The 14,114-nt window shown below is 61.1% G+C and carries 13 protein-coding genes; 4 read left to right on the forward strand and 9 right to left on the reverse strand.

Annotated features, from left to right (window positions below; all coding sequences use genetic code 11):
• Positions 1 to 21: 21 nt before the first annotated feature.
• The 5 genes from AC1RBA_RS16445 to AC1RBA_RS16465 form a co-directional block, all read right to left on the reverse strand.
• Positions 22 to 2,226 (reverse strand): TonB-dependent receptor, encoded by a 2,205-nt coding sequence (locus tag AC1RBA_RS16445; protein WP_492419138.1) that lies wholly within the window; start codon positions 2,224 to 2,226, stop codon positions 22 to 24.
• Between the two features lie 147 nt (positions 2,227 to 2,373).
• Positions 2,374 to 3,183, reverse strand: a complete 810-nt coding sequence (locus AC1RBA_RS16450; RefSeq protein WP_492419140.1) for an alpha/beta fold hydrolase — start codon at positions 3,181 to 3,183, stop codon at positions 2,374 to 2,376.
• Positions 3,184 to 3,299: 116 nt separating this feature from the next.
• A complete protein-coding gene (locus AC1RBA_RS16455) occupies positions 3,300 to 3,938 on the reverse strand; it encodes a TetR/AcrR family transcriptional regulator (protein ID WP_217649394.1) in 639 nt (212 codons plus the stop codon).
• 107 nt (positions 3,939 to 4,045) lie between these two features.
• Positions 4,046 to 5,002, reverse strand: coding sequence for a bifunctional helix-turn-helix transcriptional regulator/GNAT family N-acetyltransferase (locus tag AC1RBA_RS16460; RefSeq protein ID WP_492419142.1), 957 nt, complete (start codon positions 5,000 to 5,002; stop codon positions 4,046 to 4,048).
• 83 nt (positions 5,003 to 5,085) lie between these two features.
• The gene (locus tag AC1RBA_RS16465) at positions 5,086 to 5,517 is read right to left on the reverse strand and encodes a hypothetical protein (RefSeq protein WP_492419144.1); all 432 of its coding nucleotides are present in this window, start codon (positions 5,515 to 5,517) and stop codon (positions 5,086 to 5,088) included.
• Between the two features lie 129 nt (positions 5,518 to 5,646).
• Between AC1RBA_RS16465 and AC1RBA_RS16470 the strand changes: the two genes are divergently transcribed.
• Both AC1RBA_RS16470 and AC1RBA_RS16475 read left to right on the forward strand, forming a co-directional pair.
• Positions 5,647 to 6,837: an Lcl C-terminal domain-containing protein gene (locus AC1RBA_RS16470; protein WP_492419146.1), complete on the forward strand. Its 1,191-nt coding sequence runs from the start codon at positions 5,647 to 5,649 to the stop codon at positions 6,835 to 6,837.
• 51 nt (positions 6,838 to 6,888) lie between these two features.
• On the forward strand, positions 6,889 to 7,407 hold the full coding sequence (locus tag AC1RBA_RS16475) for a hypothetical protein (RefSeq protein ID WP_492419148.1): 519 nt from the start codon (positions 6,889 to 6,891) through the stop codon (positions 7,405 to 7,407).
• Positions 7,408 to 7,410: 3 nt separating this feature from the next.
• Here AC1RBA_RS16475 and AC1RBA_RS16480 read toward each other — a convergent pair whose 3' ends face one another.
• Complete coding sequence (locus tag AC1RBA_RS16480) at positions 7,411 to 8,127, reverse strand: SDR family oxidoreductase (protein ID WP_492419150.1); 717 nt, start codon at positions 8,125 to 8,127, stop codon at positions 7,411 to 7,413.
• Positions 8,128 to 8,279: 152 nt separating this feature from the next.
• Between AC1RBA_RS16480 and AC1RBA_RS16485 the strand changes: the two genes are divergently transcribed.
• Entirely contained in the window at positions 8,280 to 9,584 is a 1,305-nt protein-coding gene (locus tag AC1RBA_RS16485) for an MFS transporter (RefSeq protein ID WP_492419152.1), read from the forward strand.
• 338 nt (positions 9,585 to 9,922) lie between these two features.
• Entirely contained in the window at positions 9,923 to 11,503 is a 1,581-nt protein-coding gene (locus AC1RBA_RS16490; protein WP_070310553.1) for an isocitrate lyase, read from the forward strand.
• Between the two features lie 181 nt (positions 11,504 to 11,684).
• Here the strand turns inward: AC1RBA_RS16490 and AC1RBA_RS16495 are convergent, their stop codons facing one another.
• From AC1RBA_RS16495 to AC1RBA_RS16505, 3 genes are all read right to left on the reverse strand, one after another.
• Positions 11,685 to 12,119 carry an STY0301 family protein gene (locus AC1RBA_RS16495; RefSeq protein WP_492419154.1) on the reverse strand — a complete coding sequence of 145 codons (435 nt, stop codon included), beginning with the start codon at positions 12,117 to 12,119 and terminating at the stop codon, positions 11,685 to 11,687.
• Between the two features lie 10 nt (positions 12,120 to 12,129).
• A complete protein-coding gene (locus tag AC1RBA_RS16500) occupies positions 12,130 to 12,516 on the reverse strand; it encodes a BPSL0067 family protein (RefSeq protein WP_492419156.1) in 387 nt (128 codons plus the stop codon).
• 262 nt (positions 12,517 to 12,778) lie between these two features.
• Entirely contained in the window at positions 12,779 to 13,765 is a 987-nt protein-coding gene (locus AC1RBA_RS16505) for a hypothetical protein (RefSeq protein WP_070291185.1), read from the reverse strand.
• Between the last annotated feature and the right edge of the window lie 349 nt (positions 13,766 to 14,114).

A 14,114-nucleotide genomic window follows, 5' to 3' on the forward strand; every position in this document is an offset into this window, starting at 1 on the left:
CGGCCCCGGCAGTGAAGAACTCTAAAATTTGTAGCCAGCCTTGGCGATGATCTGGCGCGGCGGACCATAGAAACCGTCGAGGATAAACACGGCGGGAATGTTGTAGCCATCCGTGCGGTAGCGCTTATTCCCCAGGTTGCTGCCATGCAAGCTGAAGGTCCAGTTCTTTGGCGCTTCCCACACGACGCCGGCCGTCCAGATGCTGTAGCCGCCCTGCGCCAGGGTTTCGCTCAAGTCCGTCGTCGGATACACCTTGCTGCGATAGCCATAGCCGAGCATGCTGCGCAAGGCGCCGCCGAACACGTCGCGGTCCGTGCGCGTCACGTTCAAGCCCACTTGCCGGGCTGGCGTATTGCTGAACTTTTGCGTATCCGCAATGTTCTTGCCTCCGCTCATGAACTCGTCATAGTTGGCATCGAGCAAGGCGAGGAAGCCGTTGACTTCCCACTGGCGGTTCGGCCGCCACGAGAATTCGAACTCCGCGCCTTTCACAGTGCCCTTGCCCGCATTCGTGAAGTCGCCATAGAAGCCCGGCACGCCGCCCGGCTGCACATAGCTGGTGAAGACGGACAATTGAATATCCTTGTAGCGGTTGTAGAACAGGGCCACGTTGGCGTCGAAGGTGTCGTCGGGCGCCGCATACTTCATGCCCACTTCCAGCGCGTCGAGTTTTTCATCCTTGTAAGGCCGCGCGGAATCGGGCACCACCAGATTGTTGGCGCGCACGTTGTAGCCGCCGGACTTGAAGCCGCGCGACAGGTTGCTGTAGAAATTCGTCGTCTTCGACGCTTCATAGCGCACGGAAATTTTCGGCGAGGTATTGCTGACGGACAAGGACTTGTCGAAGTCGGCCGCCGTCTGGATGGGCCGCGTGAAGCCCACATCGGCAAAAGCGCGGTTGAGCACGATGGCGCGCTTTTCCTCGCGCGTGTGGCGCAAGCCCGCATTGATGCTCCACACCTTGCCCAACGGCCAGGTCCAGTCCGTGTACAGCGCCGTGCTGTCCGTCTCCACCGTGCTGACGGCGGTCGTAAACTGGCGCCCCAGGAAGTTGTTGTAGATGCCGCCGCCGGCCGTGCCTTCGAAGCGGTACAGGCCGATCACGCCGGCGCCGTAGTCGCCGCTGTACGAGGCCTGCAATTCCAGGCTTTTCTGTTCGTCGCGCGAATCGCCGAACACGTCGGCAATCGGTTGCGGCAAGCCGTCGAAGTCGATGGTTTGCTCGGACGTGCTGCGCCGCTTGGCGCCGATCACTTTCACGGACCAGTCGTTCGACAAGGTGTAGTTGGCCACCAGCGAACCGCCCCGGTTGTGCGTGAAGTTGTTGCCCGGCATGCCACTCTGGATGTCATACGCATCCGTGCTGGCGGGCCGCTTGAGCGGATCGAAAGCGCTCACGCCCATGCGCTGGAAGCCGCGCACACCGGACTTGTCGTCCGTGGCGTCCAGGCTCAGCACGACGGTGAGCGGTATGTCCTGCGGAAAGTAGCCGACGGACAGGCGCGCGGCCGTGCTGTCCTGGTCGCTGACCTGTTCGCCGTTAAAGGTGTTGCGGCCGAAACCGTCGCGGTCCAGCTTGGCAGCGGCCAGGCGCGCGCGCCAGGTGCCGTTCTCGTTGGCCACATTGAAGGCGGCCTTGAAGTTGCGCTGATTGTAATTGCCAATCCCTACTTCCGCCGAGGCACCGTTTTCCTTTGCCAGGGGGCGCGAAATGTACTTGATGGCGCCGCCGATGGTGTTCTTGCCGTATAAGGTGCCTTGCGGGCCGCGCAGCACTTCGATGCGCTGCACGTCGAACACGTCGAGCAGCGCGCCTTGCGGACGGGCCATGTAGACGTCGTCAAAATAAATACCCACGCCCGGGTCCACGCCCCAGACGGGGTCGGCCTGGCCCACGCCGCGGATAAACGCGGTCAGGGTGGTATTCGTGCCGCGCGAAGCGTACACGGTCAGGTTCGGCACGCGCTCCTGCAAGTCGGCCAGGTTCTGGATATTCGCCCGTTCCAGGGCCTTGGCGGAAAACGCCGTGACGGCCAGCGGCACGTCCTGCAGCCGTTCTTCGCGGCGGCGGGCAGAGACCGTCACGGTTTCCATGCGTTCTTTTGCGTCGCTGGCTTCCTGGGCGCTGGCGGCGCCAGACGTGGCGGCCTCCTGCGCCTGGGCCTGGGTGGCAAAGGCGCCGGCAACGGCAAGGGCGGCGGGCATCAATTTCAAAGCAAGTTTCATAGCGTCTCCAATGTCAGGCTTGCTTACCACCAGGGAAGACGGCCGGATATCAGGATCGCAAGACGTCACGGTACCCGCGCGCGTGAAGCGTGCACCTGCCCTGCGATGACTGTTTCCCGGCCCCTGCCCGTGCGGCGAGTGGCCTGTTTATTTTGAATGTGTGGCGAGGAAGGACTGCAACAAGGTATTCACACGCTGCGCCTGGTCCAGGGGCGTGGCATGGCGCGAGTTCGCGATGATCTCGATCTCGCACTGCTGAAACTGTGCGGCAAAGGCCCGCTTGCTGGCGACGGGCGTGTAATCCTGGTCGGCCGCCATGATGAAGACGGGCATGGCCAGGGCCTGGAAATGGATGTCGATATCCCAGTGGAAAATGGCGTCCAGCGCGGCCAGGTAGGCGCGCTTGTCCATGCCCGCCATCTGCGTGGCGAAGCGCTCGACCAGAGGCTGCTGGGCAGGATCGGGAAACAGTTTCTTGCCGATGATCTTGCCCATGGCTTTCAAGCCGAAGGTGGCGATCACCGTGCGCCGCAGCCAGTAGGCAAACAGCAAGGACGCCGGCTTGCTGCCCTGAAACGGTTGCGAATTGATCAGGCACAAACTGGCCACCCGGCCAGGGGCGCGGTTGGCCATTTCCAGGCCCACCATGCCACCCAGGGAAAAGCCGACGATGTGCACGCGCGGCACATCGAGCTGGTCCATCAAATTGAAAAGGTCGTTGGCGAAGTCGCCGATCTGCCAGTCGCCGTTTGGCGCGGGACTGGCGCCATGGCCACGCAGGTCGGGCACGATCAGGCGAAAGCTGCTGCCGAGGGCATCGATCTGCGGACGCCAGTCTTCGGCGCAGGAACCGAGGCCGTGCAACAGAAAAATAGGCTCTGACTGCGCGGGATCGCCCTGCTCCCTGCCCAGGTCGAGGTAATGCAATGGAACATCGGATGTCGTGTGACGCCGCATTCTGTCTCCTTGCTGTTGAACATGCTTTGTGTTCAGATGCAGGAATATGTTTTCCTGCTGTTGGAAAACATAATACGGAATCCGAATTCCGATTTCAAGTTAAATCGCTAAATATCTCAAGTCAGGTAATTTAAAGCAACACGCACCAGTTCATCCTCGAGCGCCGCGCCCGACAAAAAGGATAGCGAACCCGTCAAGGTATGCTGGTTCAGGATGCCCAGCAGCACGGGCGGCACCACCATCATCGCCTGCGTGGGGTTCGGGTGGCGGATGCTGGACGACTTGCTGGCCAGCACGGCGACCGTGCGCTGCGAGATCAGATGATTGATCTGGTGCACCCTGTCGCGAAATTGCGCATCCTGCGACGCGCGCGTGATCAAGGCCCGCAAGACGCCGCTGCGCCCGCCATTCACGGCCACGAACATGGCCACCATGGCGCGGATGAACTCTTCCAGGCTGCGCCCTTCCCACTGGCGCAGTTCCGTCAGGGTCTCGACCTTTTCCACCATGTCGGAAAAAAAGCGCTGCAGCAGCAAGCGGCTCAGGGTGTCCTTATCGCCCAATAAACGGTAAAACGTGCCGACGGATGTTTCCGCCAGCCTGGCCAGGTCGGCCACGCCGATTTCATCGAAACGGTTTTCCGCCAGCAACTGTTCCCCCACCAGCAGCAGGCGCTCGAACGCCTGCTTGCTGCGCGCCTGAGTGGGCTCCGGGGGAACGATCATCTGCGGGAAGGGCATCGGGAAGGAAGGCATGCGGCGTCGGCGTCTCTCGATAGTGGAACCGTGGTTCCGTTATGGGAGCACGTATTGTAACGCGGGAGACGGCCGATGGGGAGCGCCGCGTGGCGCCCTGGCGTGTGCTACCTGCCCTGCCATTCCATGTAGACGTCGGCGCGCTGGTAATGGGCGTCGCCGGCGGGCCGCGCCACATGGGTAAAACCGCTGCTTTCGTACAGGCGGATGGCGGGCGCCAGCTTGCTGTTCGACTCGAGGAACAGCAGCTTGGCGCCGCTGGCCTCGAAGGCGTCGAAGGCCCGTTCGATCAGCCGGCGCGCAATGCCCAGGCCCTGGCATTCCGGCGTGACGGCCATCTTCGACAGCTCGATGCTGTCTCCGCCGGCGCGGATCAGGGCGCAGGTGCCGACGATCTTGCCGTCCAAACGCGCGAGGAAAATCTGCCCGCCATCGTCGAGGATCGAGCGTTGCGGATCGGACAGCACCTTGTCGTCGAGCGCCTCGACATAGAAATAGCGCTCCAGCCAGGCGATATTCAGGCGCTTGAAGTCGGCCGCGTAATCGGCGTCGTAGTCGATGATTTCCACGGCCGCCCGCTCGCGCTGGCGCCGGCACGCGGCGATCGTCTCGCCAAAGCCCTGCGCCTGCAAGCGCGCTTCGGCCCGGTCCAGGCTGGCCATCAGCTGCGGCGTGCCTTGCTCGAATACCGTATCGACGGCGGCGCGCACGTCGTCCCACAGGGGCGCCATGTTGCGCAGCAAGGCTTGCCCGGCGTCGGACAGCGCCAGCAGGCGGCGCCGCTCATCCTTGGCGTCCGGCAGCTCCGCCACCACGCCGGCATCGAGCAGCTTGCGTCCCAGCTGCACCACCACCGGGTGCGTCTGCCCGATCTGCGCGGCCAGGGCCGTGATCGCCGTGGGGCCATTGTCGCGCAGCAGTAATAACAAGGGAAAACAGCGTGACGTCAGCTCGACGCCGGCCGCCAGATAGCTGGTATCAACGCCCGCATACAGTTGATCGGAAAGACGGCGCAGGCGGCTGGCCAGCATCAGCGAGCCATAGGTTTGCAGGTTGGAGGACATGTTGAGCAGAATATAGGTAAGTAGTTACGTATACCCTAACGTAAACGGGCTTTCGGCGTCAAGCCTCAGCGTTTGTTGATCGCTTATTCATCATCGTCATCGGCCAGCGCCGCTTGCAGCCTGGCCTGGAACACGGTCTCGACCACCTCCCCCAGTCCCGGCCACACCTGTGTCAGCCAGCGCCCGCCATCCTCGCTCACCTCGACATACGGCGCGTCGCGCGTGGCGCAGTCCAGGCCGATCGCGATGACTTGCCCCGCATCGTCCAGGCCGCCCGCGATCATGGCATCGATGGGGAATACGATCAGCCCGGCGGTCAGATGCGGACGCAGCAGGCAGGCGGGCGCGATGATGGCAAACGATGCTTCCACGTAACTCCAGCAATTGGTGGGCCAGTGGGCAGCCTTGACGGCCTCGAGGAAGGCCGCGTCGCTGATCGTTTCAGGATGGGCTTGCGCCTGCGCATACAAGGCGGCAAGGGCGACGAGTTGGGGCGGGGAAGTCCAGGTGGGCATCAATCATGATCCAGGCAAAGCCGCACCGGGCTGGCGGCATAGGCGGACTTTAGCATGTTCAATTGTCACGCTGAAACACCAATGATCCGGGCATAATCATGTCCGCCGCCACTCTCGCCAGCCACAGCCATGCCAACAGCCTTTGAACTCTGGAAAGCCGAATTACTAATTGTGGGCAACATTATCCAGGATGGCGACAAGCACACGCCGCCCGATGAAGCGCAGCGGCGCTTCCAGCGCTACTGCGCCATGCTCGATGCGCTGACGGGGAATGAGGGCGCGCACTACGCGCTGGCGATTGTGCAATCCGTACAGGCCGAGCACGATTACGGCGCCTACCAGACGGCCAACCGCGCCGCCTGGCGTTTCGGCGAGACGGCGTATTGCACTGCCCTGCTGCACGAACTGCCGCGCCTGATCGCCACCCTGCCCGACTGGGCGGGTGACTTTCTCGTTGGCATCGCCAACGGCGCCGGCACACCCCACGCCTCGGCCATCACCTGCTTCAACACCCTGCTGGCCGCCGCGCCGCCCGCGCAGCAGGCGCTGACCGCGGCATTTATTGCCACGGAAGAAGACGATGGCTGGTTTGAGCATTGCCCGGGCGTGCTGGGCGCCGCTGCCGGCGAACGCTACGCGGGCATCATTCCGGGTCAGGATGGCACCGCCGGCTACCAGTTGTTCCTGCTGCCCGGCGAGGCCGATACCCTGCCCTGGCAAGCCGCGCTGGACTGGGCCGCAGCGCGCGGCGCCTGCCTGCCGACGCGCAGCGAACTGGCCCTGCTGCACGCCAACCTGGGCCACGCATTCCCGGATGCCTGGCACTGGTCGTCGGAAGCGGACGCCAGCCTGCCCCGAATGGCGTGGAGCCACGATTTCGACAACGGCACCCAGTACAACTATCGCAAGACTTATTCAGGCCGCGCCTGCGCCGTGCGCCGGGTCACATTGGCGCCATCGGCCGACGCGCCCATCGCCCTGCAGCCGGGCGAACGCTATGCCGGCCTGATCCTCGGCTGGGATGGCGCGCCCGATTACCACCTGGTGCTGCTGCCGGACGAGTACGAGCAGGAGAACCATTCCTGGCAAGCCGCATCCAACTGGGCTACCAGCCTGGGCCACAGCCTGCCGGATCGGCGCGAGCAGACCTTGCTGTATGCGACATTGAAAGAGGCGTTCCGGCCGAACTGGCACTGGTCAAGCGAGCCTGGCGACATCGAGGACGAAGCCTGGTGCAAGGATTTCGACACGGGCGTCGCCTACCAGAACGCGCGCGAATTTGACGGCCATGCGCGCTGCGTGCGCCGGGTGCTTGCTTAGCGCTTGTATAGTGCGCGTTTGCTCACCCGAGCTGTCCCATCAAGGAAACCCATGCTGCTATCACTCGACGATCCCATCTGGCCCACCCTGGAAGGCGGCTACCGCATGCCCTACGACGCGGCCGGGGCGCTCAAGGCCATGCAGGCGGGCGAGGACGTCTGGCATGAGCTGTGGGAAGAGCTGCACCACCAGGGCGACGTGGGCGTCGCCTCGTATGCGGCCGTACCCCAGCTCGTCCACCTGCTGGGCAACGCACCATCGCGCGAGGAAGATTTCTATGCGCTCATCGCCCTGATCGAGCTGGAGCGCCACCGCCCGCACAATCCGCCGCTGCCGGACTGGCTGGCCGCCAGCTACCAGGCTACTTGGGCGCAGCTGCCCGCCATCGCCGCGCGCGAGCTGCAGGGCCAGCTGGATCCCGCCATGCTGGAATCCGTGTTCGCCGTGCTGGCCCTGGCCAAGGGCAACTTGCGGCTGGGCGCCCTGCTGCTGCACATGGACTCGTCCGAAGCGGATGAGTGGCTGGAAGAGCGTCTCGGCTGGTCCGAAGTCTATGGCAAAGACGCCTAGCGGCTAAAAACGCTCGTCGCGCAGCGCCGGCAGTACCAGTTCGCGCACGAACGAGGCACTCGACAGGTTCAGCAGCATGCGCACGACGGCGACGACGTCATGCACGGGGATCAGCTCGCCTTCGCCCCGCGCGGCGGCGTCCGCCAGCGGCACGGACAAGCCATCGTAGGTATTCAGATAGCCGAGCTGCAGCGCCGTCACGGCCAGTCCCTGTGCACGGAAACCTTCGCGCAAGGCATCGGCGATGCCGTTCAGGGCGAATTTCGAGGCGCTGAACGTCACTTCCGGGCGGCCGCTCTGGCGCAAGCCTGACGTCGACCCCGTGAGGATCAGCTGCGGCTTGCCGCTGGGCAGCAAGCGCGGCACCAGCCGCTTGAGCAGCAATATCGTTGACGTGATGTTGGTATTGACCATGTCGACGATAGTTTCGTCCGCATCGCCGAGGAAAGCGTAGTCATCGCTGAAGGCTTTTTCTTCCCACACGCCCAGGTTATAGATCACCGCGTCCAGCACAGCGGGCGCTTCGCGGGCGATGCGTTCGACAGCCTCCGCGGGTGCGGCCAGGTCCGCCGCGATCCATTGCAGCCGCGTGCCCTGGCCGGCAGGCAAGTCGGCGGGTTGCTGGCGCGATACGCCGATGACAGCATGTCCGTCAGCAAGCAAACCGTCCACCAGTGCGCGTCCCAGGCCCCGGCTGGCGCCCACGATCATGATATGCATACTGTGTCCTTTCCAATGAAGTCAACGCCGATGATAGCGGCGTTGTATTAAGCACAGCTGAGGCTGATCCCCATACGCCCCGCGTTTACTCACGCGGCGGAAATGCGTATGCTAGATCTGGCAATCTCCGATAACACACAAGAACGAGACACATGCCTACTTCCAACACCGCCGCCATCCACGCCGCAAGCCGTCCCCTCACCCAGCAAGACTATAAAACCCTGTCGCTGGCCGCCCTCGGCGGCGCGCTGGAATTCTACGATTTCATCATCTTCGTCTTCTTTGCCAACGCCATCGGCCAGTTGTTCTTCCCGCCGGAAATGCCGGAATGGCTGCGCTTGCTGCAAACCTTCGGCATCTTCGCCGCCGGCTACGTCGTGCGTCCGCTGGGCGGCATCGTCATGGCCCACTTCGGCGACTTGCTTGGCCGCAAGCGCATGTTCACCTTGTCCATCCTGATGATGGCCGTGCCGACCCTGCTGATCGGCCTGCTGCCGACCTACGCCAGCATCGGCCTGGCGGCCCCGCTGCTGCTGCTGCTGATGCGCATCTTCCAGGGCGCGGCCGTGGGCGGCGAAGTGCCGGGTGCCTGGGTGTTTGTGTCCGAACACGTGCCGAGCCGTTACACGGGCTTTGCCTGCGGCGTGCTGACGGCCGGCCTGACGGTGGGCATCCTGCTCGGCTCGCTCGTGGCGACGGGCCTCAACACCGTCTATACGCCGGCGGAAATCAGCGAGGGCGCCTGGCGCTATCCCTTCCTGCTGGGCGGCATCTTCGGCTTCGGCGCCATGTATTTGCGCCGCTGGCTGCATGAAACCCCTGTTTTTGCGGAAATGCAGCAGCGCAAGGCGCTGGCGACGGAAATGCCTTTGAAATCCGTGCTGCGCAGCCACCGCGGCGCCGTCGTCGTCTCGATGCTGCTGACCTGGATGCTGTCGGCCGGCATCGTCGTCGTCATCTTGATGACGCCCGCCCTGCTGCAAAAGATCCACCACATCGCCCCGCGCACCACCCTGGTCGCCAATACCGTGGCGACCCTGTGCCTGGCCTTCGGCTGCATCATCGCCGGCATGCTGGCGGACCGCCTGGGCGGCAAGCGCGTGATCTTCACCGGCTCCGTACTGCTGGCCATCAGTACGTATCTCTTCTACACCACCGTCGGCAACCGCCCCGACCTGCTGCTGCCCCTGTACGCGATGACGGGCCTGTTCGTCGGCGTCGTCGGCGCCGTGCCCTACGTGCTGGTGCAAGCATTCCCGGCCCAGGTGCGCTTCTCGGGACTGTCGTTTTCCTACAACTTGTCGTATGCGATCTTCGGCGGCCTGACGCCCGTGGTCGTGACCCTGATGCTGAAGAACAATGTGCTGGGTCCCGCCTATTACGTGATCGGCGTGTGCGTGATCGGCATGCTGACGGCGCTGTTCATCAAGGATCAGCGGCAGACCGTGGGACGCTAAATCAGCCGCCAGCGGCCAAGGCCACCTTCGGGTGGCTTTTTTTCCGCCCAGATTTTGTCGCGCTGCACCAAATTCTGAAAAGACGTTTCACATCGCGGAATTCCGAACAGCAGACTCAGCAATAAATCCTCTCACTTTTTGAAAATTCATTTCACATCATGAAAAATAATAATTAAGCCGTTGAAAAACAAAGACTTAATTTAAGTTATATGTCTTATATAAGACTTGAAGATCGGCGCGAATCGGCCTACTATTTAGTCATGCAGTTTGCTTCGACAAGACGTTGTGGCGCACTCGGCGATTTTCTCAAACATAGCTTTTCTTTTTAGGAGATTCACATGTCCCAATATCAAGACGACATCAAAGCTGTTGCTGGTTTGAAAGACCAACAAGGCAGCGCATGGAACGCCATCAATCCCGAGTCCGCCGCCCGCATGCGCGCCCAGAACAAGTTCAAGACCGGCCTGGACATCGCCAAGTACACGGCGAAGATCATGCGCAACGACATGGCTGCCTACGATGCGGACCCATCCAAGTACACCCAGTCGCTCGGCTGCTGGCATGGTTTCATCGGTCAACAGAAGATGATCTCGATCAAGAAGCACTTCAACAGCACCGACCGCCGCTACCTCTACCTGTCCGGCTGGATGGTTGCCGCCCTGCGCTCCGAGTTCGGCCCGCTGCCGGACCAGTCGATGCATGAGAAAACCGCCGTCTCGGCACTGATCAAGGAACTGTACACCTTCCTGCGCCAGGCCGATGCCCGCGAACTGGGCGGCCTGTTCCGCCAGCTGGATGCGGCCCAAGGTGCTGAAAAGCAAGCGATCCAGGCCAAGATCGACGGCCACGTGACCCACGTCGTGCCCATCATCGCCGACATCGACGCCGGTTTCGGCAATGCCGAAGCAACGTACCTGCTGGCGAAACAGTTCATCGAAGCGGGCGCCTGCTGCATCCAGATCGAAAACCAGGTATCCGACGAGAAACAATGCGGCCACCAGGACGGTAAAGTGACGGTGCCGCACGAAGACTTCCTGGCCAAGATCCGCGCCATCCGCTACGCATTCCTGGAATTGGGCGTGGACGACGGCATCATCGTCGCCCGCACCGATTCGCTGGGCGCCGGCCTGACCAAGCAGATCGCCGTCACGACTGAACCAGGCGACCTGGGCGACCAATACAACTCCTTCCTCGACTGCGAAGAAGTGTCGGCCGACGCGCTGGGCAATGGCGACGTCATCATCAAGCGCGAAGGCAAGCTGCTGCGTCCAAAACGCCTGCCGAGCAACCTGTTCCAGTTCCGCGCCGGTTCCGGCGAAGAGCGTTGCGTGCTCGATTGCATCACCTCGCTGCAAAACGGCGCCGACCTGCTGTGGATCGAAACGGAAAAACCGCATATCGCGCAAATCGGCGGCATGGTCAGCGAAATCCGCAAGGTCATCCCGAACGCCAAGCTGGTGTACAACAACAGCCCGTCGTTCAACTGGACCCTGAACTTCCGCCAGCAAATCTTCGACGCGATGAAAGCGGCAGGCAAAGACGTGTCCGCCTACGACCGTGCCCAGCTGATGAGCGTGGAATACGACCAGACGGAACTGGCAGTCCAGGCCGACGAGAAGATCCGCACCTTCCAGGCCGACTCGGCCCGCGAAGCCGGCATCTTCCACCACCTGATCACCCTGCCGACCTACCACACGGCCGCCTTGTCGACCGACAACCTGGCCAAGGAATACTTCGGCGACCAGGGCATGCTGGGCTACGTGGCCGGCGTGCAGCGCAAGGAAATCCGCCAGGGCATCGCCTGCGTGAAACATCAAAACATGTCCGGCTCGGACATCGGCGACGATCACAAGGATTACTTCAGCGGCGAAGCGGCGCTCAAGGCGGCTGGTAAAGACAACACCATGAACCAGTTCTGAGCTTTTGGCTTGACTGTAGAGTGACAATGCCCGCTTCGGCGGGCTTTTTTGCGTCTGGCCCGCCGGCGGGCGGCAGTTGCGTAGGTCGGCTTAGCGGAACGCGTAAGCCGACATGCACAGCCGCAAGCACTGATTGCAACGGCCTGCGATTCACCCGGCAATACCGCTGATACCAACTCACTTACCGGCAATCGATATCGATCTCGTTCTGCCCGGCCTTGCGGCCTTTCCTGTAGGTGAACTCGCACAGGCTGACACTGTCGTCCATCCTCCGCGACAGCGTGACTTCACCATGCACGCCATAGCTGCATTGCAGCCACTTGCCGTCTGGGTAGGGGCCTTCCAGCCGGTAGCTGAGCGTCGCTCTCCCTTGCTTCGTGCGCTCCCCGCTGGGCACGAGCTGCCCCCTGCGCGCCGGCGCACCGTCGATCGGCGCCGCGGCGCTCAGGTAGAGGGGGCCGCCGATATACGGCGTCCAGCCGGCCGGCACGGCGCTCAGGCTGATCGTTGTCGCAGGCACGCTGTCCGGGCAAGCATTCACGGCGGGCAGCGCAGCCTGCGCAAACACAGGGAATAGGCAGCAGGCGGCACCGGCCAGCAAACGTTGATGTTGCATCGATGCTCCCTTATTCGATGACGAAAAAAGCGTCGGCATTATTGCTGGGGTCGATATGCAAGCCATTCTTGTACTGGCCTTTGGCACGCAAGGTGCGCGAAGTCACGATGCCCGGGCGCTTGCCCGCCCACTGGTCCATGACAATGATCCCGTCCAGCGCCTGTCCCATATACAGGGCCGCGTGATTGCCTTGCTGATGATTCGCATACTTGCCGTTGACGAATATGGCAATGGCCGTGCCATTGCGCAGCAAACGGTTCCCCAGCACTGCCTCGCCCTGCTTCCAGGCCAATGTGGCAGGCGCACCCGCGTAGTGGCGGACCAGCGCGACGCATTGGTGGTTGCCAACCATGGTGGTTTTTTCCAGATCGTCGACTTTGGTGCAGGCATAGGGCACGGGACTCTCCGGGGGTGATGGGAGAGGCTTACGATACATGCGGGAAACAATAGGGGAGTTGAGATGGGATAAGGTTTGCGGGGGAATAACGGCGGTGGCGGCGTCCGTGAATTACGCATCCCGCGTCGCCGTGCAGTACATGGGTTGTACAGGACTTCGGTAAGCCGCATATCGTCGACAAAACAGATTATGTATTTGCGCGTACCTTGCTCCCGAAGATATGGCTGTAGTGTCACGCTCGAGCAGACTCAGCACGACATGCTTATGGCCGGGACTTTAACATAACAAAATAGTCAGGTGACTCTTCAGGATCACATTGTGCCAACCGCCTCTTTTCCGCCGGCTTGCGAGCTGGTTCACAACTTGGATCATAAAGCTGACCCGGCCCCAGCACCTGCGCCCATAATTCCTTCTTTCTTTCAGAAATCTGCGTACCAAAAAGCTGTGCGGCTTGTTGATAATTAAGGTGAATATCAACGTCTCGAATCTGATCATCTATCACTGGGCGTGCAATCACCCTGATTTCCTCATTTGTGGCTGGATTGATAATCCTCAGCCTTTTCCATGCATAGTCTGCACCTATTGGTACATTGACATAAAACCGACGTGGCTGATCTGGACCTATTTTGGGAACGCCTGCCCATAGCTTGAGGCCCAGACGTTCAAAGGGAGCCTCCGTTCGCTCCGCCCGTCTCCGTAGTTCGGCGACAGATGGAGCTGCGTCAATTTTTTCCTGCATTTTCTGCGTTCTCTCAAGTATCCCCAACTTCAACTCATTCTTGTCGAGTTTTACTAGCTCGCTCAGAGCACGAGGCAAATCAGTATCAGAAATAGGATATATCTGATGTCTCTTCAGTGCAGCCACTGCCTCTAGCTTTTGCTGCCCCTCCAGCAGATCCTTGATAGATTGTTCCGCTGGTAATTGATAAATGGCGAAAGCTGACAAAGCAAGCATTCCAAACGCCACCACCATGAACGCAGCAAATGCCAGTTTGAGTTTAAGTGCCCTTCCGTGCAGAAGCTGTGTAGCAATCTCAAATCGCCGCGCCAGAGGTAATTTGTCCACATTGACACGAAGCACCTCCAGCACGCCTTCGAGCAATATGCGCCTGTCAGATTCTTTGGCGCTATTGATTAGTACCTCAGTACGTTTAAGCTGGGTGACATAAACCCATGCCACAACGGCAGCAAGGAATGCTACGAGCGTCAGAGGCGAACTCACATAGGTTATCGCTTTCCATACATCCATGGCTGCACCCGTTCCTTGTTGTTATGTGTTCGAACCTCGGCATCATCAACGATGACATCAAGAAGGCCCTCCCACATCACAAACAGGGATAGATCACCGACGTCTACCCCACATAACTAAAATAGAATTCTTCTTGCAAATAAGGGGAATGGCAATGAGTACTGCTACGTGGGCGCAGCACAATTCATACACTGAAAGGTATGCTCAACACCCACGGCAAGGTATGTGATAGGTCAATAGAAACGGACTTACCTAATTCAACAACCCATGCTTCATGCGGCCTGGACCGATGTTGCAGAGAGCAGCGCCTCTCCTCCGAGCTGCCGAGTTCGACCAATATTGCATGAGA

It is taken from the genome of Janthinobacterium sp. GW823-FHT03B06, assembly GCF_058796955.1.

Excerpts from the sequence above, each read along its gene's own strand:
- AC1RBA_RS16445 (WP_492419138.1), bottom strand. The coding sequence starts at position 2,226 with ATGAAACTTGCTTTGAAATTGATGCCCGCCGCCCTTGCCGTTGCCGGC.
- AC1RBA_RS16450 (WP_492419140.1), bottom strand. The coding sequence starts at position 3,183 with ATGCGGCGTCACACGACATCCGATGTTCCATTGCATTACCTCGACCTG.
- AC1RBA_RS16455 (WP_217649394.1), bottom strand. The coding sequence starts at position 3,938 with ATGCCTTCCTTCCCGATGCCCTTCCCGCAGATGATCGTTCCCCCGGAG.
- AC1RBA_RS16460 (WP_492419142.1), bottom strand. The coding sequence starts at position 5,002 with ATGTCCTCCAACCTGCAAACCTATGGCTCGCTGATGCTGGCCAGCCGC.
- AC1RBA_RS16465 (WP_492419144.1), bottom strand. The coding sequence starts at position 5,517 with ATGCCCACCTGGACTTCCCCGCCCCAACTCGTCGCCCTTGCCGCCTTG.
- AC1RBA_RS16470 (WP_492419146.1), top strand. The coding sequence starts at position 5,647 with ATGCCAACAGCCTTTGAACTCTGGAAAGCCGAATTACTAATTGTGGGC.
- AC1RBA_RS16475 (WP_492419148.1), top strand. The coding sequence starts at position 6,889 with ATGCTGCTATCACTCGACGATCCCATCTGGCCCACCCTGGAAGGCGGC.
- AC1RBA_RS16480 (WP_492419150.1), bottom strand. The coding sequence starts at position 8,127 with ATGCATATCATGATCGTGGGCGCCAGCCGGGGCCTGGGACGCGCACTG.
- AC1RBA_RS16485 (WP_492419152.1), top strand. The coding sequence starts at position 8,280 with ATGCCTACTTCCAACACCGCCGCCATCCACGCCGCAAGCCGTCCCCTC.
- AC1RBA_RS16490 (WP_070310553.1), top strand. The coding sequence starts at position 9,923 with ATGTCCCAATATCAAGACGACATCAAAGCTGTTGCTGGTTTGAAAGAC.
- AC1RBA_RS16495 (WP_492419154.1), bottom strand. The coding sequence starts at position 12,119 with ATGCAACATCAACGTTTGCTGGCCGGTGCCGCCTGCTGCCTATTCCCT.
- AC1RBA_RS16505 (WP_070291185.1), bottom strand. The coding sequence starts at position 13,765 with ATGGATGTATGGAAAGCGATAACCTATGTGAGTTCGCCTCTGACGCTC.